Annotated in this window: 16 protein-coding genes; 2 read left to right on the top strand and 14 right to left on the bottom strand. The window is 69.3% G+C overall.

The window, feature by feature from the left end; genetic code table 11:
- Positions 1-3: 3 nt before the first annotated feature.
- The 7 genes from tsaB to ACFYLW_RS14495 all read right to left on the bottom strand — a co-directional run bounded on the left by tsaB (position 4) and on the right by ACFYLW_RS14495 (position 9,865).
- Positions 4-693 carry a tRNA (adenosine(37)-N6)-threonylcarbamoyltransferase complex dimerization subunit type 1 TsaB gene (tsaB, locus tag ACFYLW_RS14525; RefSeq protein ID WP_312063839.1) on the bottom strand — a complete coding sequence of 230 codons (690 nt, stop codon included), beginning with the start codon at positions 691-693 and terminating at the stop codon, positions 4-6.
- A 22-nt stretch (positions 694-715) separates the two neighbouring features.
- Positions 716-1,078 carry a helix-turn-helix transcriptional regulator gene (locus ACFYLW_RS14520; RefSeq protein ID WP_312063838.1) on the bottom strand — a complete coding sequence of 121 codons (363 nt, stop codon included), beginning with the start codon at positions 1,076-1,078 and terminating at the stop codon, positions 716-718.
- A gap of 69 nt (positions 1,079-1,147) precedes the next feature.
- Positions 1,148-1,744 (bottom strand): helix-turn-helix transcriptional regulator, encoded by a 597-nt coding sequence (locus ACFYLW_RS14515; RefSeq protein WP_312063837.1) that lies wholly within the window; start codon positions 1,742-1,744, stop codon positions 1,148-1,150.
- Between the two features lie 230 nt (positions 1,745-1,974).
- The gene (locus ACFYLW_RS14510) at positions 1,975-2,532 is read right to left on the bottom strand and encodes a NifU family protein (protein WP_312063836.1); all 558 of its coding nucleotides are present in this window, start codon (positions 2,530-2,532) and stop codon (positions 1,975-1,977) included.
- Between the two features lie 252 nt (positions 2,533-2,784).
- Complete coding sequence (locus ACFYLW_RS14505) at positions 2,785-3,252, bottom strand: universal stress protein (protein WP_312063835.1); 468 nt, start codon at positions 3,250-3,252, stop codon at positions 2,785-2,787.
- Between the two features lie 186 nt (positions 3,253-3,438).
- Positions 3,439-8,298 carry an NAD-glutamate dehydrogenase gene (locus tag ACFYLW_RS14500; protein ID WP_312063833.1) on the bottom strand — a complete coding sequence of 1,620 codons (4,860 nt, stop codon included), beginning with the start codon at positions 8,296-8,298 and terminating at the stop codon, positions 3,439-3,441.
- A 406-nt stretch (positions 8,299-8,704) separates the two neighbouring features.
- Complete coding sequence (locus ACFYLW_RS14495) at positions 8,705-9,865, bottom strand: AI-2E family transporter (RefSeq protein WP_312063831.1); 1,161 nt, start codon at positions 9,863-9,865, stop codon at positions 8,705-8,707.
- Between the two features lie 118 nt (positions 9,866-9,983).
- Between ACFYLW_RS14495 and ACFYLW_RS14490 the strand changes: the two genes are divergently transcribed.
- Positions 9,984-11,501: a helicase HerA-like domain-containing protein gene (locus ACFYLW_RS14490; protein ID WP_312063830.1), complete on the top strand. Its 1,518-nt coding sequence runs from the start codon at positions 9,984-9,986 to the stop codon at positions 11,499-11,501.
- A 537-nt stretch (positions 11,502-12,038) separates the two neighbouring features.
- On the opposite strand, the gene ACFYLW_RS14485 is transcribed toward ACFYLW_RS14490, so the two are convergent.
- The gene (locus ACFYLW_RS14485) at positions 12,039-13,151 is read right to left on the bottom strand and encodes an MltA domain-containing protein (protein ID WP_313471853.1); all 1,113 of its coding nucleotides are present in this window, start codon (positions 13,149-13,151) and stop codon (positions 12,039-12,041) included.
- Positions 13,151-13,771 carry a TIM44-related membrane protein TimA gene (gene timA, locus ACFYLW_RS14480; RefSeq protein WP_313471852.1) on the bottom strand — a complete coding sequence of 207 codons (621 nt, stop codon included), beginning with the start codon at positions 13,769-13,771 and terminating at the stop codon, positions 13,151-13,153. The genes ACFYLW_RS14485 and timA overlap by 1 nt, the downstream gene beginning before the upstream one ends.
- Before the next feature lie 218 nt (positions 13,772-13,989).
- Here timA and secB point away from each other — a divergent pair, with 218 nt between their 5' ends.
- Positions 13,990-14,517, top strand: coding sequence for a protein-export chaperone SecB (gene secB / locus ACFYLW_RS14475; protein ID WP_390183200.1), 528 nt, complete (start codon positions 13,990-13,992; stop codon positions 14,515-14,517).
- 104 nt (positions 14,518-14,621) lie between these two features.
- Here secB and dnaQ read toward each other — a convergent pair whose 3' ends face one another.
- Genes dnaQ through ACFYLW_RS14450 form a run of 5 tightly spaced genes read right to left on the bottom strand, consistent with a single transcriptional unit; the run spans position 14,622 to position 18,306 of the window.
- Positions 14,622-15,356, bottom strand: a complete 735-nt coding sequence (gene dnaQ, locus ACFYLW_RS14470; protein ID WP_312065090.1) for a DNA polymerase III subunit epsilon — start codon at positions 15,354-15,356, stop codon at positions 14,622-14,624.
- A gap of 43 nt (positions 15,357-15,399) precedes the next feature.
- The gene (coaE, locus tag ACFYLW_RS14465) at positions 15,400-16,014 is read right to left on the bottom strand and encodes a dephospho-CoA kinase (protein WP_312065091.1); all 615 of its coding nucleotides are present in this window, start codon (positions 16,012-16,014) and stop codon (positions 15,400-15,402) included.
- Positions 16,011-16,808, bottom strand: coding sequence for a shikimate dehydrogenase (locus tag ACFYLW_RS14460; protein WP_312065104.1), 798 nt, complete (start codon positions 16,806-16,808; stop codon positions 16,011-16,013). The genes coaE and ACFYLW_RS14460 overlap by 4 nt, the downstream gene beginning before the upstream one ends.
- 41 nt (positions 16,809-16,849) lie before the next feature.
- Positions 16,850-17,449 carry a Maf family protein gene (locus ACFYLW_RS14455; RefSeq protein ID WP_312065105.1) on the bottom strand — a complete coding sequence of 200 codons (600 nt, stop codon included), beginning with the start codon at positions 17,447-17,449 and terminating at the stop codon, positions 16,850-16,852.
- Entirely contained in the window at positions 17,443-18,306 is an 864-nt protein-coding gene (locus ACFYLW_RS14450) for a pyruvate, water dikinase regulatory protein (protein ID WP_292084851.1), read from the bottom strand. The genes ACFYLW_RS14455 and ACFYLW_RS14450 overlap by 7 nt, the downstream gene beginning before the upstream one ends.
- Between the last annotated feature and the right edge of the window lie 67 nt (positions 18,307-18,373).

Here is an 18,373-nt window from a genome sequence, read left to right as displayed (position 1 = left end):
CAGTCATGATGCGGCGGGCGGGCGCGGCTGGCCCGGCAAGCGACTGGGCGGGGTGGCGTCGGGCGCGCGCAGGTAGAGCGGGCGGGGCAGGGCCGTCGTCGGATCGGCGGCGGCGGTCAGGCTAGCCAGGGCCTCAGGCGTCGGCGCCGCCAGAGGCGTCAGCACCGCCTCGGCGAAACGATCAGGGAAGGTCTCGCTCAGGATTTGGGCGCCGGAGCCAACCAGGGTCGGGATGGAGCCGGCCGCCGCCTCGAGAATGCGATCCGTCGCCGTTTCCAGCGCCAGGGCCTCGGCCTCGCCTAGCGCGACGCCGTCGCGGAATAGCCGCGCATAAACCTGCCCCCGGCGCGCGTCGATGACCGCAGCGACCAGCCCCTGAGTCGGGGCCGAGACGGCGAGGGCGTCCAGCGTCGAGACGCCGACGACCGGACGGTCCAGCGCCGCGCCCAGACCCTGGGCGAAGGCGAGACCGACGCGCAGGCCGGTGAAGGAGCCCGGCCCCACGGTGACGCCGATCCGGTCAACGGCGCCAAAGCCGTCTCCGGCCTCGACCACGGCGTCGCGGGTCATGCCGGCCAGCCGCTCCTGATGGCCCTTGGTCATCAGTTCGGTGCGCAGGCCCAGCAGGCGCCCGTCCTCGACCACGGCGGCCGTACAGGCGCCGAGCGCTGTATCCACGATCAGAACTCTCATCGCGGCCTTCCTATCGGGGTGATCAGGCCGACGCCAGCGCCTCGACCACCCGCGTCACCGCCTGACGCAGCGCCGGGTCCGCGATGCGGTGAAAGGCCTCGGCCAGGGCGCGGCCGTCCATCGTCGCGGTCAGGTCGCGCCGACCCGCCACCGGGTCGTCGCCTCGCGTTGGAAAGAAGTCGGCCACGGAACAGCCCAGAGCCGTCGCCACCTGATGCAGGCGCGAGGCCGAAACACGGTTGGCGCCCTTTTCGTACTTCTGAACCTGCTGACAGCTGACCCCTAGTTGGGCGGCCAGCGCCGTCTGCGACAGACCCAGGGCGGATCGGCGCGCCGCCATCCGCGCGCCCACGACGGCGTCGATGTCCTGGGTGCGGCGAGGCATGAACGGCGTCTCCCTGATCCTGAAGGGAGAGTTTCACAGGACGCGATGAAACACAACCGTTTCGTTTCATCACTCATCCAGGCGGGCGACGACCGCGCCGACCGCACGGGTCAGGGCCCGTGGAATCCGCTCGATCGTCAGCAGGGCGCCGGCGCCGCGCACCACCAGTTCGGTCTCGTCCGAGCGCACATAGAGCCGCGCCCGCAGCGAGCCGTCCGCCATCTCGATGACGCAGCCCTGATCGCGGCGCGGCCATCGCCCCGGCGCATATTCCAGCACCGTGCCCGCCGCCGCCCAGGGCGTCAGGTCGTCGGTGGACAGCTGAAGCCGCCGCCGTTCCTGCGTCGCCGCCGCCTTGAAGGCGCGCCCGCGAGACTCAAGGCCGGTTGCAGACGGCCCCGGCCGCGGGGCAGGGGCGGCGCCGACCAGAAGCGCCAGATCCTCGGGCGTGGCGTCGAGAGCGGCGGTCAGGCGCCGCTGCACGTCGGGGCGGAACAGACCGGGGCGCTTGCCCGCCTCGTACAGGCCCCAGCCCTGGCTGGTCATGCCGATCCGCGTGCCGGCCTCGGCCTGGCTCAGGCCGCGTTCGCGGCGCAGGGCGGACAGGGCTTCGCCGAGGGCGCGCCCCTCGGCTCCGGCGTCATCATCAGATGTGAAACGGGCCATTCGGCGATCATGCCCCACGGCCCGTTCGGACGATAGTGTTTCATGTGAAACAACATTCTTGTGGAGCCGCGGTCAGAAGGCTCCACCTTCTCGACCCGACGCGGCTTTATGCAGGGCCGCGGTCGTCGACCCTTCGGGATCTCCCGACCCGACGCGGCCTGGCGCTTCGCGCGCGCCCTACCTGCGCTCAAGCAGCGAGCCGCCGCGCGGCGGGCGATAGCGCCCCTTGCCTAGATGACCTGCTCCACGCTGGTCACTTCGGGGATGTAGTGGCGCATCATCTGTTCGACGCCCGCCTTCAAGGTGGCCGAGGAGGAGGGACAGCCCGAGCAGGCGCCGCGCATGCGCAGGCGCAGGACCCCGGTTTCCTCGTCGAAATGGTCGAACAGGATGTCGCCGCCGTCCTGGGCCACGGCCGGGCGGATGCGGCTGTCGAGCAGACCCTTGATCTCGGCGATGATCTCCGTGTCCTCGCCGGCATCCTCGTTCGAAGCCTCGACGCCGCGCGTCAGCGGCGCCCCCGAGACGAAGTGGTCCATGATGACCGACAGGATAGGGGCCTTCATCGCGCTCCAGTCCGGAGCCTGGGCCCCGCGCGTCACCGAGACATAGTCGGCGCCGAAGAAGACGCCCTCGACGCCTTCCACCTCAAACAGGGCTTCGGCCAGGGGCGAGGCCGTCGCTTCGTCGATGGTGCGATATTCCAGCACGCCTTCCGGCGCCACGTCGCGGCCCGGCAGGAATTTCAGGACATGGGGGTTCGGCGTGGGTTCGGTCTGGATGAACATGGCCGGGAGATGGACCTCGACAGAGAAGTTCGCAAGCCTTCTCCCACCCCTTCATGGGGAGGGTGGTCGGCGCGAAGCGTCGATCGGGTGGGGAGGGCAAGGTGATGCTGGCGTGGCTTCTGATTTGCCGAGCGCCCCCACCCGGCCTCGCCCTACGGGCTCAGCCACCCTCCCCATGAAGGGGAGGGAGAAACGCAGCATCGTCGCTCAAGCAGCGAGGCTCCGCGAGCCGAGCGATAGCGACCCTTAGAATTACGCCAGGTCCTCGATGTCCGCCTCGGTCAGTTCGCCCGGCACGATGGTCACGGGCAGCTTGCGGCCGGTGAAGGCGCCGCCCTGTTTCAGCACGGCCGAAACCAGGGGGCCTGGCCCGCGCGAGCCGGATCCCGCCGCCAGGACCAGGATCTTGATGTCGGGGTCGGCGCCGACGGTCTTGCGGATGGCGCCCTGGGGGTCGCCTTCCTCAATGATGAAGATGGGCGGGGCGCCGGACTTCTCGGCGGCTTCCTCTCCCAGACGGTTCAGCAGGGCCTCGGCCTCCTCGCGCTGCTGACGGCGGATTTCGTCGCGGACGCCGGACCAGTGCTCATCCGAGCCGCCGGGCAGGGCGCGCAGCAGCACCACACGCCCGCCGGTCGACTTGGCCCGGCGAGCAGCGTAGCCGAGGGCCGCGCCGAACTCGGGGCTGTCGTCCACGACGACGAGGAACTTCCTGGGCATGGTGTCGGCTCGCCTTGCGGATCTCTGAACAGCGGCGACCACCTAACGCCAAGCCGCCCCAAACGCCAAGGCCCGCCCGCCTCGTCGCGAACGACGAACCGAACGGGCCTCTTCAGGCAGACATCACGCGACTGCGCTCAAGCAGCGAGCCGCCGCGCGGCGAGCGATAGCGCCCCTTGGGAAACCTTAGCTTCCCAGAACCTCTCTGATGGCCCCGTTGGCGATGGTCAGCTTGGCGAAGGTCCAGCCCGTGCCCGAGGTCTCGATCTCGTCGACCGAACCGCGCAGGGATTCGACCTGACCGATGCGAGCGCCGATCCAGGCGTCAACGGCCGTCTCGGCGGCTTCCTCGCTGGCGCCCGCCGTCTCGGCCGAGGCCTTGGCCACGGCGCGGGTCAGCTGCTGCTGCTCGGCCATCAGGTCCTGGATCAGTCGGCGCACGGCCAGACGATCGAAGTGATCGCCCGACGGGATCGAGCCCGCCGCCACGCGCAGGCGGTCGAAGTCGAAGGCGGCGCCGACCTGGTGATAGAGGCGCGCCATGGCCGGCGCGCTCCATCCCAGTTCATTGGCCAGATCGCCGATGTCGGCCGTGGCCACCATGGGCCGCAGCAGGGCGATGTCGCGGGCCAGGTCTTCGGGGGCGCCCAGGCCGACGAAGGTGGCGACGCGGGCCTCGAACTGCTGCTGCTCGAAGCGCGACAGCACAGCCGGACCCGCGGCGCGCAGGGCGTCGGCGGCCGGCTGATAGGCGGCGATCATGCCGCCGACCGTGGTTTCGGTGCGGGCGGCGCGACGGGCCAGCCAGTAGGTCTGGCGACGCAGGACCTTGGCGATCTCCTGATAGAGGGCCGTCTGGGCCTCGGCCGGGATCTTGAGGTCCAGGGCCGACACCGCCTTCCAGGCCTGATCCAGGCGGAAGACCTGACGCGCCGTCTCGAAAGCCGTGACCATGGCCGCGGTGTCGCATTCCGCCGCCGCCCGCAGGCGATCAGGGAAGGTCGGCCCGGCCATGTTGACGATCTCGTTCGACAGCACGGTGGCGATGATGTCGCGACGCAGACGGTGGCCCTTCATGTCCTCTTCGAACTTCGCCAGGGGCGCCGGGAAGTAGTGGACCAGCAGGCGCTCGAAGAAGGCGTCGTCCGGCGCCGAGGAGCCGACGATCTCGTCGAACAGCTCCAGCTTGGAATAGGCCGTCAGCACCGCCAGTTCGGGACGGGTCAGGGCCGCGCCCTGCAGCTTCATCTCGGCCATGCGGGCGTCATCGGGCAGGTATTCCACCGCGCGGTTCAGCTTACCCAGGGCGGTCAGGTGCTGCATGAAGGTCTGCTGAGCGTCCAGGGCCTCGGCGCCTTCGGCCTGTTGCAGGGTCAGGGCCAGGGTTTGGTCGTAGTTGTGGGCCAGGACCTTGAGGCCGACCTCGTCGGTCATCGATTTCAGCAGGGCGTTGCGGTCCTCGGCCTTCAGATGGCCCGAAGCGATGGCCCCGCCGGTGAGGATCTTGATGTTCACCTCATGGTCGGACGAGTCCACACCCGCCGAGTTGTCGATGGCGTCGGTGTTCAGGCGCATGCCCGCGCGCGCCGCCTCGATGCGGCCCAGTTGGGTCGCGCCCAGGTTGGCGCCTTCGCCCAGGACCAGGGCCCGGACCTCGCCGCCGTTGATGCGGATGGCGTCGTTGGCCTTGTCGCCGGCCTGGGCGTTCGTCTCGCCGGCGCCCTTGATGTAGGTGCCGATGCCGCCGAAGTAGAGCAGCTCGGCGCGCGCCTTGAGGATGGCCTGCATCAGGGTGGTGGGGTCGACCGTGTCGGCCTCGATATCCAGCAGTTCCTTGATCTGCGGCGTCAGGGTGATGGTCTTGGCGGAACGAGAGAAGACGCCGCCGCCTTCCGAAATCAGGCTCTTGTCATAGTCCTGCCAGCTGGTGCGCGGCGTCTCGAACAGGCGCTGACGCTCGGCGAAGGACTTGGCGGTGTCAGGGTTGGGATCAATAAAGATGTCGCGGTGATCGAAGGCGGCGACCAGCTTGATCGCCTTGGACAGCAGCATGCCGTTGCCGAAGACGTCGCCGGACATGTCGCCTACGCCGACCACGGTGAAGGGCTCGGACTGGATGTCCTTGCCCATCTCGCGGAAGTGGCGCTTGACCGCCTCCCAGGCGCCGCGCGCCGTGATGCCCATCTCCTTGTGATCGTAGCCGGCCGAGCCGCCCGACGCGAAGGCGTCGTCCAGCCAGAAGCCGTAGGACTGGCTCACGCCGTTGGCGATATCCGAGAAGGTCGCGGTGCCCTTGTCGGCGGCCACGACCAGATAGGGATCGTCGCCTTCCCAGGCCACGACATTGGCCGGACGCACCGGGGCGCCTTCGCCCACGATGTTGTCGGTGATGTCCAGCAGGCCGGACAGGAAGGTCTTGTAGGCGCGGATAGCCTCGGCCTGGACCGCGTCGCGGTCGCCGCCGACCGGCAGTTGCTTGGGATAGAAGCCGCCCTTGGAGCCGACCGGGACGATGACCGAGTTCTTGACCTGCTGGGCCTTCACCAGACCCAGGACCTCGGTGCGGAAGTCGTCCCGACGGTCCGACCAGCGCAGACCGCCGCGCGCCACCGGGCCGAAGCGCAGGTGGACGCCCTCGATGTGCGGGGCCCAGACGAAGATTTCGCGGAAGGGCTTGGGCAGGGGCAGATCCTCAAGCTCGCGCGAGGCGATCTTGATCGAGATGTGGGGCTTCGGCGTTCCCTCGGCGTCGACCTGATAGAAGTTGGTGCGCTTGACCGCGTCGATCAGCAGGGCGATGCGGCGCAGCACCCGGTCGTGATCCAGGCTCTTCACGTCCTGCAGCAGGGCGAGGATCTTGTCGTTCAGCTCGGCCACCAGGGCTTCGCGCTCGGCGACCGTGCCGCCGTGGGCCGGATCGAACTTGGCCTTGAACAGCGACAGGATGGCGCGCGCGACGGTCGGATATTCGCGCAGGGCCGTTTCCTGCACCGCCTGCGACGGGTCCAGGCCGGTCTGCTGACGATAGCGGGCGAGGGTGCGGATCAGGGCCGCCTCGCGCCAGTCCACGCCCAGCTCCAGCACCAGACGGTTGAAGCCGTCGCTCTCGGTTCGGCCGGTCCAGACCGCCGAGAAGGCGGCCTCGAACGGGGCCTTGATGTCGGCGAAGCTCAGGCCTTCGCCGCGCGGATCTTCCAGCAGGAAGTCGTGGATGTAGATGGGGGCGTCGCCGGTCGTGCGGACGACATGGTCCGACTCCTCCAGCGTCTTCAGACCCATGTCGGCCAGGATCGGCAGGACGTCGGACAGCGGCACGGCCGAGCCGCGACGATACAGTTTGAAACGGAACTGCAGCGAGGTCTCGTCCGCCGTGCGGAAGGCGCGGACAGCCACCGGCTCGGAATGGACGCCGTCGCCCATCGAGCCGTCGTTCAGGCGGTCGAACTGCTCCAGATCGGCCACGGCCTCGGCGGCGTCGTAGCGATCACGATAGGAGACGCCGAAGCTGTCGGCCCATTTGGCGCTGGTCGGCCCGACGGCGACCTCATCCACGTCGGCGGCGCGCAGGGCGGTCTCGAAACGGTCGATCCAGCTGCGGCCGGCCTCGGCCACCTCGGCTTCCAGGGCCTTGGGGTCGGGGTTCAGGTGGGCGCCCGGCTCGACGCCGATGATGTAGTGGACGCGCGTCAGCGGCTGGTCCGTCAGCTGCGGATACCAGGCCGAGACCCGACCGCCCCAGGCCTTCGCCAGGATGCCGCCGATGCGCTGGCGCAGGCCGGCGTCGAAGCGTTCACGCGGGATGAAGCACAGAACCGAAACGAAACGATCAAACGGATCGCGGCGCGAGAACAGACGGATGCGCGGACGGTCGTAGAGGTGCAGGATGCCGAGCGCCGTATCCAGCAGCTCGTCCTCGCTGATCTGGAACAGCTCGTCGCGGGGATAGTTCTCGAGGATGTTCTTCAGGCGCTTGTAGTTGTGGCTGCCGGGGGTCTTGCCGGCGCGTTCCAGCGCATTGGCGACCTTGCGCCGGATCAGCGGCACCTCCTTGGCCATCTTGTCATAGGCCTCGGCGGTGAACAGGCCGACGAAGCGCGTCTCGCCCGAAGCCTTGCCGTCCGCGCCGTAACGCTTGACCCCGACGTAGTCCATGTAGGCGCGGCGATGCACGCGCGAGCGCATATTGGCCTTGGCCACGGTGACCGGCTCGCTCTCATTCAGCTGGCGCTGCATGGCCGGGGTCAGGACGGCGGGCTCGGAAGCGCGGCGCAGCACCCGGCGCTCGGGATCGTTCAGAATGCCCAGGCCCTGATCCGACACCTCCAGCGGGGCCTCGGCCGCATAACCGCCGTCGGCGCTGCGGGGATAGGCGTAGTCGCGGGCGCCCAGGAAGACGAAGTGGTCGCTCTTGGCCCAACGCAGGAAGGCGATGTTCTCTTCCAGTACGGCCGGATCGACGCCGGCGGGCGGCGCGGCCTCCAGCTGCTCGACGGCGTCGCGCATCAGCTGGACCATGGCGGCGTGATCGGTCACGGCGGCGCGCACATCGGCCATGGCCTGCGCCAGGCCCTCGCCCAGGGCGTCGCGGCGTTCCTGGGGCAGGGGATCGATGACGACGATGATCAGGGAGTCGCGACGGCCGGCCTCAAGCTCGACGATCGGGTGGAAAAGGGCCCGCACCGTGACCCCGGCGTCGGCCAGTTCGCCGAGCACGCTGTCGACCAGGAAGGGGGCGTCGTCCTGCAAGATCAGGACGCTGTCATAACCGGTCGGGGCGCCGTCGGCGCCGACCAGGGGGCTGACGGTGACGCGGGCGGGTTCGCCGGCCTTGCGGGTCAGTGCCGCGCGCCAGGCCGAAGCCAGAAGGGCGGCCAGATCGTCGCCGCCCAGTTCAGGGGTCTCGTCAGCGGCGTAGTCGTCGAAGGCCTGGGCCAGGAACGACTTTTCTGCGGCGCCCGGCGGGCCGTCGACAATCCGCGCGTAAGCCGCTTCCAGCGCCTCCAGTACAGCTGGCGTGGCGGAAACTGTGCGCGGAGCGGCGGACATGGTGTGGTCTCGAACAGCACGGCCTGAAGCCGCAGGGATTTGACCGCGCCACCTTAGCGCCGCTGGCGAAACTGGCTAGGCCGGCTGAGGCGGCTAAGACCCTGAATTTCAGTGTGCAGCGCACCATGTTGCGCCAGAGGCCCACAGTTGGGCGAATTTCGGTCGCTCAAGCCTAAAACACGACAACAACCGCCCCAATTCGGCCCGGATCAGACGAAGCGTCATACCGAAAACATGGGCCTGAAAAGAACAAGGCCGTCGAGCGAAACGCTCGACGGCCTGCTTGGGTCCGGCGCAGGAGGGGGAGGGAGCGCCGGTCCTCTGGACTTCGCGGCCGGAGGGGGGAGGGGGGCCGCGTCGTCTGATTGGAGAGATAGTGGGCGGTTGTGGCGGATCAAGGGCAGGATCAGCCCTCAATCGGATCTTTTTCGTGCGGCGGCTTGCCGCGCCCAAGCAGACGCCTGAACCAACCGCCTCCGCCTTCCGGCCGCACGGGGGCCTTGCGCGCGGCATAGGGCTCGCCGTCGCCGGACAGCAGGACCGCCATCCAGCGCGAGCCCTTGAACTCGGCCAGGATGGCCATGGCCATGACCGCCAGCGGGGTCGACAGGAACATGCCCGGCACGCCCCACATCTTGCCCCACAGGGCCAGGGCCAGCAGGACCACCACCGGATCGATATTCTGGTTATCGCCCTGCATGCGCGGCTGGATCATGTTGCCGACGATGAACAGCAGGGCCTGCAGTCCGACCAGCAGGATCAGGGCCGGCCAGTAGCTCTCGAACTGCACCAGGGCGAACAGGGGCGGAGCGCAGCCGGCGATGGCGCCGCCCAGCACGGGAATAAAGCCGACGATGAAGATGACGAAGGTCCAGAACTCGGCGTTCTGAAGCCCCACGGCCCGCATCAAGGCCCAGGCGACGGCGCAGATCATGGCCCCTGTCACGGCCTGAACCCACAGATAACCCTCGACCCCGCCGCGCACCCGGCTGAACACCTCCAGCGCCTCGTTGCGCGCGCCGCGATCGGGGAACATGGCCACGATCTTCTTGCGGAAGCCCGCCTGCGAGGCCAGCAGGAAGCCCAGATAGACCATGACGAAGAAGGCGCCCGAGGCCACGCCCTGGGCCTGCAGGGCCGCCTGGGTCAGCCAGCCACGCAGGTCGATTCCCGCGATCAGCTCGTTCAGCGTCGGCGGATCTGACACCCCGACCAGGCCGCTGACGTCGGCGATGATGTGATCCAGTCGCGGACCGATGCTCGCCGACACCCCTGACGCATCCGTGAAGAAGCTCGCCGCCCCGTCGACGATGATCCAGATCGACAGCAGAAAGCCCAGCACCACGACGGTCAGGGCCGCCGCGCCGGCGAAGCGCGGAGGCACAGGCGTGCGGTGCTCGATGGCCCGCTTCACCCCGTCGATCATGATCAACAGGAAGATGGCCATGGCCAGGGGCGTCAGGATGTCCCTCAGCCAGTAGAGCGCCGCCCCGCCCGCCACGACGGCGATGAGAACCAGGGCGTTGCGCGCGACCGAGGAGGTCGGGACCGAGATGGGCAGTTTCATGAGCGTGACTGTCGGCGGCGTCGGGGAGAGCGTCAATCGCTGTAAAGCCACACGGTTCCGCCTTGCGGCCCCGGCCCGGTCAGATAACCATGCGCCCAGACGCTGGAGACCGCCCGACATGACCGACGCCCCCGCCGCCCTCTTCCTCGGCCAGTCCTTCGAGGGCGCCGCCGAGAACCTGCTGTTCAAGCGCGCCAACCGCCACGGCGTGGTGGCCGGCGCCACCGGCACGGGCAAGACCGTGACCCTGCAGATCATGGCCCAGGGCTTTTCCGACGCCGGCGTCCCGGTCTTCTGCGCCGACGTAAAGGGCGACCTGTCGGGCATCAGCCAGGCGGGCAATGTCGAAAAGTTCGCCGAGCGCGCCGGCAAGATGGGCCTGACCCTGACCGGCAAGGCGGCGCCGGTCGTCTTCTGGGACCTGTACGGCGTCAAGGGCCACCCGATCCGCGCCACCGTGTCCGACGTCGGTCCGACCCTCCTGGCCCGGATGCTGGAGTTGAATGACGTGCAGGAGGGGGTCCTGACGGTCGCCTTCCACGTCGCCGACAAGGAGGGCCTGCTGCTGCTGGACCTCGAGGACCTGCGCGCCCTGCTGGCCTATGTCGGCGAGAACGCCCAGGCCATCGGCCGCGAGGTCGGCAATGTCTCGCCCACCTCCATCGCCGCCATCCAGCGCGCCCTGCTGCAACTGGAGCAGCAGGGGGGAACCGCCTTCTTCGGCGAACCGGCCCTGCGGCTGGAAGACATGATGCGCACCTCGCTGGACGGGCGGGGCCAGGTCAATGTGCTGGACTCCACCCGCCTGATGAACAGTCCGCGCCTGTATGCGGCTTTCCTGCTGTGGCTGCTGTCCGAGCTGTTCGAGCAACTGCCCGAGATCGGCGACCCGGAGAAGCCGCGCCTGGTCTTCTTCTTCGACGAGGCTCACCTGCTGTTCAACGACGCGCCCAAGGGTCTGCTGGAAAAGGTGGAGCAGGTGGTGCGCCTGATCCGCTCCAAGGGGGTCGGGGTCTATTTCGTCACCCAGAACCCGGCCGACATTCCCGACACCGTCCTGGCCCAGCTGGGCAACCGGGTGCAGCACGCGCTTCGCGCCTACACCCCGGCCGAACAGAAGGGCCTGCGCGCCGCCGCCCAGAGCTTCCGCACCAACCCCGCCTTCGACACGGCCGAGGCCATCCAGGCCCTGGGGGTGGGCGAGGCCCTGGTCTCGACCCTGGACGACAAGGGCGCCCCGACCGTGGTGGCCCAGACGAAAATCCGTCCGCCGGACTCGCGCCTGGGTCCGGCGACCGAGGCCGAACGCGCCGCCGTCATGGCCGCCAGCCCGGTACGCGGGACCTATGACACGGCGGTCAACCGCGAGTCCGCCGAGGAGGTCCTGAAGGCCCGCCGCGCCCAGGCCGAGCGCATCGAGGCCGAAACCGCCGCCGCCTCAGCCCAGGCCAAGGCCGCCGAAAAGGCCGCCCGTTCGGCCCCCGCTCCGGCCCGCGAACGCGCCGCCCCGCGCGCCCGGACCTCCAGCCGCCAGACCCCGATGGAGGCCCTGACCAAGTCGGTCCTGCGCACCGCCGGCTCGACCATCACCCGCGAACTGCTGCGCGGCGTCCTGGGCAGCCTGAAGCGGCGGTAGGGACCAACCGACGACCGGAACCCGCCCCTCCGCCCTCTGTCACCCCGGACGGCCCGAAGGGACGATCCGGGGTCCAGGCGCCGAAACCCATGGCGGGATCGCGGACGCCTCAACCGCCTGGGTTCCGGGCTCGCTGCGCGCCCCAGAATGACGGCTGAGGGTGGAAGGCGGACCTTGATCTCATACGGGCGAGGCCCTCAAGCTGGCCTATGGCACAAGTTGAAACCTTCAGTACGATTGTGATGATTGCGGCAGGTTTGGCCTGTGGCGTGTTTGCGGTATCGTTTCTTGCGCTGATGATACGCGAGCGCCGAAGGCCATCTTACAGTTATATATTCGAGCTGCTGGGAGCCAAGCTATCGTTTTACCGTGGAGGCGATCGCGCTCTGGTACTCGCTTTTCGTTGCGGTCTTCTCGGAGGGTGGGCTTTGCTAGCCCTGAATGTCGCGTTGCTTGTCTTCCATCGCGCCGGGTAATGCGGCTGCAAGCAAGCGGCCATTTCCGCCACGGGTGATAGCAGACGCTGACCTCCCCGCCTTACCCTTTCGGCGTCAGCCGCCACATCCTGAGCGGATGGCGCACCGACCCGGCTTCCTGACCCGCCGCGTCGCCGCGGCCGATATAGAGATCGGCGCGGACGGGGCCGCGGATGGCCGAGCCGGTGTCGAGGGCCATGACGAGGCCGCGATAGCTGGCCCTGGCCCCGATCAGATTGCCGCCGTCGGCCTCGATCCAGACGGCCTCGCCATAGGTCCAGCGCGAGGGGTCCACGGCCACCGAGCGGCGCGCGGGCAGGGGGACGCCGGCGGCGCCGGTCGCCTCCTTGCCGTCGTCGGGGCTGACGACGAAGAAGATATAGCGCGGGTTCAGCGCCATGACCGCACGCGCTTCGGCTCCGCGATGGGCCGACAGCCAGCCGCGAATGGCGTCGCCCGAGGTTCCATTGGCGGGCAGCAGGCCGCGCTCGGCCATGGGCCGGGCGATGCCGACGAAGGGCTTGCCGTTGTCGGCGGCGTAGGCGGCGCGCAGGCGGGCGCCGTCCGGGAAGCTCAGGGTCCCCGAGCCCTGGATCTGCAGAAAGAAGAGGTCCTCGGCCCGCATCCAGGCCAGGGCCTGAGACTGGGCCGACCCCGCCTCGATGGCGGCGCGGTCGCCGACCTCGGACAGGTTGGCCGGGCGGCTGAGCACCGGAGCGTCAAACTCGTCGTCGGGCGAACGACGGGCCGGATACTCCGGCGCGAAATAGGCCGTCAGCAGGCCGGCGCGGCCGTCGTCGGTGCGGGCTTCGGTGGCAACGAAATTCGTCTCGAGGAAAGCGCGGGCGTCGCTGGGGCTGGCCCGGCGCGCGGCCAGGTCGCGGGCGCGGGCGCAGACGGCTTCGGCCGCCCCGCCCCGGGCGCGGATGCAGCCGGCGACATAGGCGCTGAAAGCGGCCAAATGATCTTCCTCGGCCCAGCCGGGCAGGGCGGTCAGGCTCAACCCCTCGACTGCGGTCGGCGGCGTGATCGGTCCCGGGCCAGGAGCGGGACTCGTCGGCGGCGCCACCGGCGGGGTCGAGGCGCAGGCCGCCGCGAACAGCAGCAGGGACAGGGCGCCAAGCCGGGCCGCGCCCGACCGGTCGAACGGCAGGGCGGGCGCCAAGGCCCGCATCAGGCGCTGGCCGCCTCGACGCGGGCCAGGGCCCAGTTGGGATCGGCGGCGCCTAGGGCGCGCTCGAAGGTCCACAGTTCGGCGGTGCGGCGCTCGTCGGTCGTCGCCTCGCCCTCGGCGGGGGTCACGATGCTGCGCATCTCGGCCAGGAAGCGGACCTTGGCGACGGCGCGGTCGTCCTTGACCGTAGCCAGCTCCAGGTCGGCGCGGGGCGGGTGCAGGAACTCGACCTGCTCACGCTCGCCACGCGCTTCACGGGCGGCGATGCCGGCCTCGAACGAGGTCATGACCGAGGGGGTCAGCAGCGGCCGCAGCGCCTCGTGGTCGCCCGAGGCGTAGCCGCGCACGATGGTCTCATAGGCCTGACGCGCGCCCTCGATGAAGCGGGCCGGGTCGAAGGCCGGGTCGCGCGCCTTCAGTCCCGCCACGGCGGCGGCGGTCGCGGCGTCCAGTCCCGGCGTGGCCGGTGTCGGCGCGGGGCCGCCTACGGGCGAGGCCTGGGGCAGACGGGCGTCTTCCTGCGGCTGGCGCCCGACCTTCTTGCCCAGGACGTTGTAGAGCATGAACAGCAGCACCGCGGCGACGATGGCGAACATGACGATCTGGAATTGGACGGGCACGGGCTTCACCTGATTGGCGCGCGCCCATCATGGGACGAGGGGCGCGCATCTGTTGCTGTGAGGATTAGGGGGCGATCCCGCCGGGCGCAAGGCGGGCGGCGTCCGGAACGCCGGTCTCGCCGTTGCGGCCAATAGCCTCGCCGTGGTAGTCGCGGGCCCTTCACCCCGGGCCCGGAGCGGTCCGGCGTCCCACGATTTCAGACTGACGGCTTACCTTCATGACCGACGCCACCGCCCCCGCCGACACCGCCGCCAACGGCCAGACCGAGCCGATGGAAGGCCAGGGCCAGCCCGCCGGTCCCGGCTTCCGCATCCTGGCGCAATACGTCCGCGACCTGTCCTTCGAAAACCCGCGCGCGCCCGACAGCCTGCGCATCGAGGGCAAGCCCGCCATCGACATGGGCGTGGAAATGAACGCCGCCGGTCGCCCGGACGGCCTGTTCGAGCTGGACCTCAAGCTGTCGGTCAAGGCCACCGGCGAGGACAAGGCCCCGGTGTTTCACGTGGAACTCGTCTACGGCGGACTGTTCGCCCTGAGCGGCGTCTCGCCCCAGGACATCGAGCCCATGCTGCTGATCGAGTGCCCGCGCTACCTCTTCCCCTTCGCCCGTCAGGTCATCGCCCAGGCCACCTCGGACGGCGGCTTCTACCCGCCCTTCATGGTCGACCCGATCGACTTCGCCGCCATCTATGTCGCCCGCCAGCAGCAGATCGCCAGCGGTCCGGCCGACGCCGGTCAGGCATAGTTTCAAGAAGACCGCTAACGCGAGGCGCGCGGTGCCTCGCTGCTTGAGCGAAGGATTGAGGGGGCGTCCGAAGGGGCGCCCCTTCTTATTTGAGGTTCGGGGCTCTAGGCCGCCGCCTCGTCCTTGGCCTCGACCTCGACGGTCACGCCGTAGCCGGCCCACAGGCTGTGGTCCTTCAGCGTCGACTTCAGGAAGGCCAGATGCGCCGCCTGCTCAGCCTCGGTTGAGCGGAAGGGCAGGGGGTGGGGCCTTGCGCCATGACTGACCGAGGCGGCCGCCGCCATCGCCTGCGGGCTGCGGGCCGTGGTCAGGTCCAGCGCCCGTTCCTTGCCGCCGCGCAGCTCCAGATAAACCTCGGCCAACAGGCGGGAGTCGATCAGGGCGCCGTGCAGGGTGCGGTCGACCAGCGAGATCTTGAACCGCTTGCACAGGGCGTCCAGCGAGTTGGGCATGCCCGGAAACCGCTTTTGCGCCAGCTGAAGCGTGTCGATCCAGCGTTCCTGGGCCGGCGGCTTCTGACCGATACGGCTGTATTCAAAATCGATGAAGTTGCGGTCGAAGTTGGCGTTGTGCGCGATCAGGGGCGCGTCGCCGATGAACTCCAGCAGATCAGCCGCGATCTCGTGGAATTTCGGCGCATCCTTGACATGTTCGTCGGTGATGCCGTGAACCCGGATGGCGTCCGGCGGGATCAGACGCTCGGGATTGACCAGGCGGTGGAAGGTGCGCCCGGTCGGCAGCAGGTCGTGGATCTCGATGCAGCCGACCTCGATCAGACGGTCGCCCGTCTTGGGATCGAAGCCGGTGGTTTCGGTGTCGAGAACGATTTCGCGGGCCATGGCCCCTTAATGGGGCAAGCCGCATCGCAACGGAAGGGCGGCTTCAGCCCCGGCGCGGAGGCGTCCACGCGGGATCAAGAACTGTCCCCACGATTTGAGCCACCTGTTCGCGGGCCGCGTCCAGACCTCGACCGGTATCGACCAGGAAGTCGGCGCGGCGGCGTTTCTCGGCGTCTGGCGTCTGGCGAGACAGGATGGCTTCGAAACGCTCGCGGGTCATGCCGGGGCGGGCCAGGACCCGCGCCGCCTGAACTTCAGGATCGGCGGTGACCACGACCACGGCATCGACGAAGGCCTCGCCGCCGGTCTCGAACAGCAGGGGAATGTCGAGCACGGCCAGCCGCACCCCCTCGGCCCGCGCCGCCGCCAGATCCTGAGCCCGGTCCTGGGCCACAAGGGGATGAACAATGGCCTCCAAACGTTTGAAGGCGGTCTCGTCACGACCCAGCGCCTCGGCCAGACGGGCGCGGTCCACGGCGCCGTCGACGACCACGCCGGGGAAGGCCTGACCCAGGGGCTCGACCGCCGCCCCGCCGCGCGCATAGAGGCGATGGACGGCGGCGTCGGCGTCCCACAGCAGGGCGCCTTCGTCGGCGAACATCCGCCCCGTGGTCGATTTGCCCATGCCGATGGAGCCGGTCAGGCCGAGGATGATCACGCGGCCTCTCCCAGATGGGCCAGCAGCAAGGCGCGCAGATCCAGCGACGGCGGCGGGCGCCGGAACAGGGCGGTGAAAGAGGGGGCCGCCTGACCGATCAGCATGGCCAGACCGTCCACCGTGGTCAGCCCGCGCGCTCGCGCCGCCGCCAGGAAGTCGGTGACGACGGGCTTGTAGGTCATGTCCATGACCACGGCGGTCGGCTTCAGCACCGACAGGTCAATGCTCGGCTGAACGCTGAGGGCGTTGATGACCAGATCGGCGGTGGCCAGAGCGGTCTCGTCGGCCACGCTCACCGAGGCCCCAAGATCGGCGGCCAGAGCCTCGGCGCGGTCGCGCGAACGGTTGAGGATGCGGATGCTCGCCCCGGCCTCGATCAGGGCGCCTGCTCCGGCGCGGGCGGCGCCCCCGGCGCCCAGCATGACCACGACGGCGTCTTTCAGGTTCAGGCCCGGCGCCTGCTCGGCCAGGGCGTAGAGGACGCCGACGCCGTCCGAGCTGTCGGCGCGAACATGGCCGTTGTCGAACACGAGGATGTTGGCCGAACCGGTCGCCTGGGCCGCCTTACTGGCTTCATCCGCCAGGGCGAAGGCCTGTTCCTTGAAGGGCGCGGTGACATTCAGCCCCTGCACCAGACCAGCGCGCCCGGCGGCGACCAGGACGTCGAATCCGGCGGCGTCCTTGGGCGCGAACGGCATATAGGCGGCGTCGATATCACCGGCCTGAAGCCAGGCGTTATGGATGACGGGGCTCAGCGAATGGGCCACCGGCTGGCCGGCGATGCCCGCCAGCATGGCGGCGCCGGTGATGCGGTTCGAGCGGGAAGGGGAGGGGCTCACGAGACGATCACTCCGGCGCGTCGCAGTTCGGCCAGAACCGGCCATAGCGGCAGGCCCAGGACGGTGAAATAGTCGCCCTCGACCGCCTCGAACAACTGCGAGCCCAGGCCCTCCAGCCGGTAAGAGCCGACGCAGGCCAGCAGGGCCTCGCCCTCGGCCGCCAGATAGGCGTCGAGGAAGGTGTCGGAAAAGTCGCGCATCCTCATCTCGACCGTGTCCACGCCCGACCAGACCACCTGGCCGTTGCGAGCCAGAGCCGCGCCGGAATGCAGTTGGTGGGTGCGGTCGCGCATGGCGATCAGGCGTTCGCGCGCCGCCGCCAGCGTCGGGGCCTTGGAGACCAGGCCGCCGTCAAAGGCCAGGGTCTGATCGGCGCCCAGAACCCAGGCGTCGGCGTCGTGGCGGGACACGGCGAGGGCCTTGGCCCGGGCCAGTTCGACCGCCAGGGCGACCGGATCGACGCCCGGCGTCTTCAGCGCCTCCTCGTCCACATCGGCCACCTGAACCGTGAAGGGCACCCCCGCATCGGTCAGGACCGCGCGTCGCGCCGCGCTCTTGGAGGCCAGGATCAGCCGTTCGCCGTCGTTGTTCACCAGGCAGTCCCCACGCGGCGCGTCCGCCGCTCGCTCAGAAGGTTGATGATGGCCGCGGCGGTCTCCTCGACCGAGCGGCGGGTCACGTCGATGGTCGGCCAGCCGCGTCGCTCGAAGGCGCGCCGCGCCTTGACGGTTTCCTCGCGCACGGCGTCGTGGTCGACATAGTCGGAGGCGTGGTGGGCGTTCAGCCCCTCCAGTCGGTTGCGGCGGATCTGAACCAGTCGATCCGGCGACACGGTCAGGCCGATGACCAGGGGGTTCTTCAACCTTGTTAGTCGCTCGCCGTCTTCCTGACCCGGCACCAAGGGCACATTGGCGGCGCGGATGCCCCGATTGGCCAGATAGATGCAGGTCGGGGTCTTGGAGGTCCGACTGACGCCGCACAGGACCACGTCGGCATGCTCCAGCTGTTCCAGCGTGCCCTGGCCGTCGTCGTGGGCGATGGCGAAATCCAGGGCGCCGATGCGGTTGAAATAGCCGTGGTCCAGGGCGTGCTGGGCCCCGACGCGGGTCGAGATGTTCGTTCCCAGATAGCCGGACAGCGCCCCGACCAGGGGATCCAGGGCCCCGATCTGCGGCGTCTGCAGGCGACGACAGCCTTCTTCCAGCTGTTCGCGCAGTTCGCGGTCGACCAGGGTGTGCAGCACCACGCCGGGCGCCCCGGCGACTTCCTCCAGCACCCGCTCCATCTGCTTGGACGAGCGAACCAGGGCGTAGATGTGTTCGATGGGAATGACGCCGTCGAACCGGGCGATCACGGCCTTGGCCATGGCGTTCAGGGTCTCGCCGGTCGAGTCCGAGACCAGATGGACATGGAAATAGGTGGCGAGGCGCGGCGACGGGCGGGCGGGGCTCATGGCTCTGATCGTCTCCTCATCCTTCGCGCCCGGATCGCGTCGGACTCTGTCCCCGAAGCCTGTGCAA

Source organism: Brevundimonas sp. NPDC007368, from assembly GCF_042869015.1.
Classification (GTDB): Bacteria; Pseudomonadota; Alphaproteobacteria; order Caulobacterales; family Caulobacteraceae; genus Brevundimonas.
Note: the sequence above shows the minus strand (reverse complement) of the source record. Positions and strands in the feature narration are given on the sequence as shown.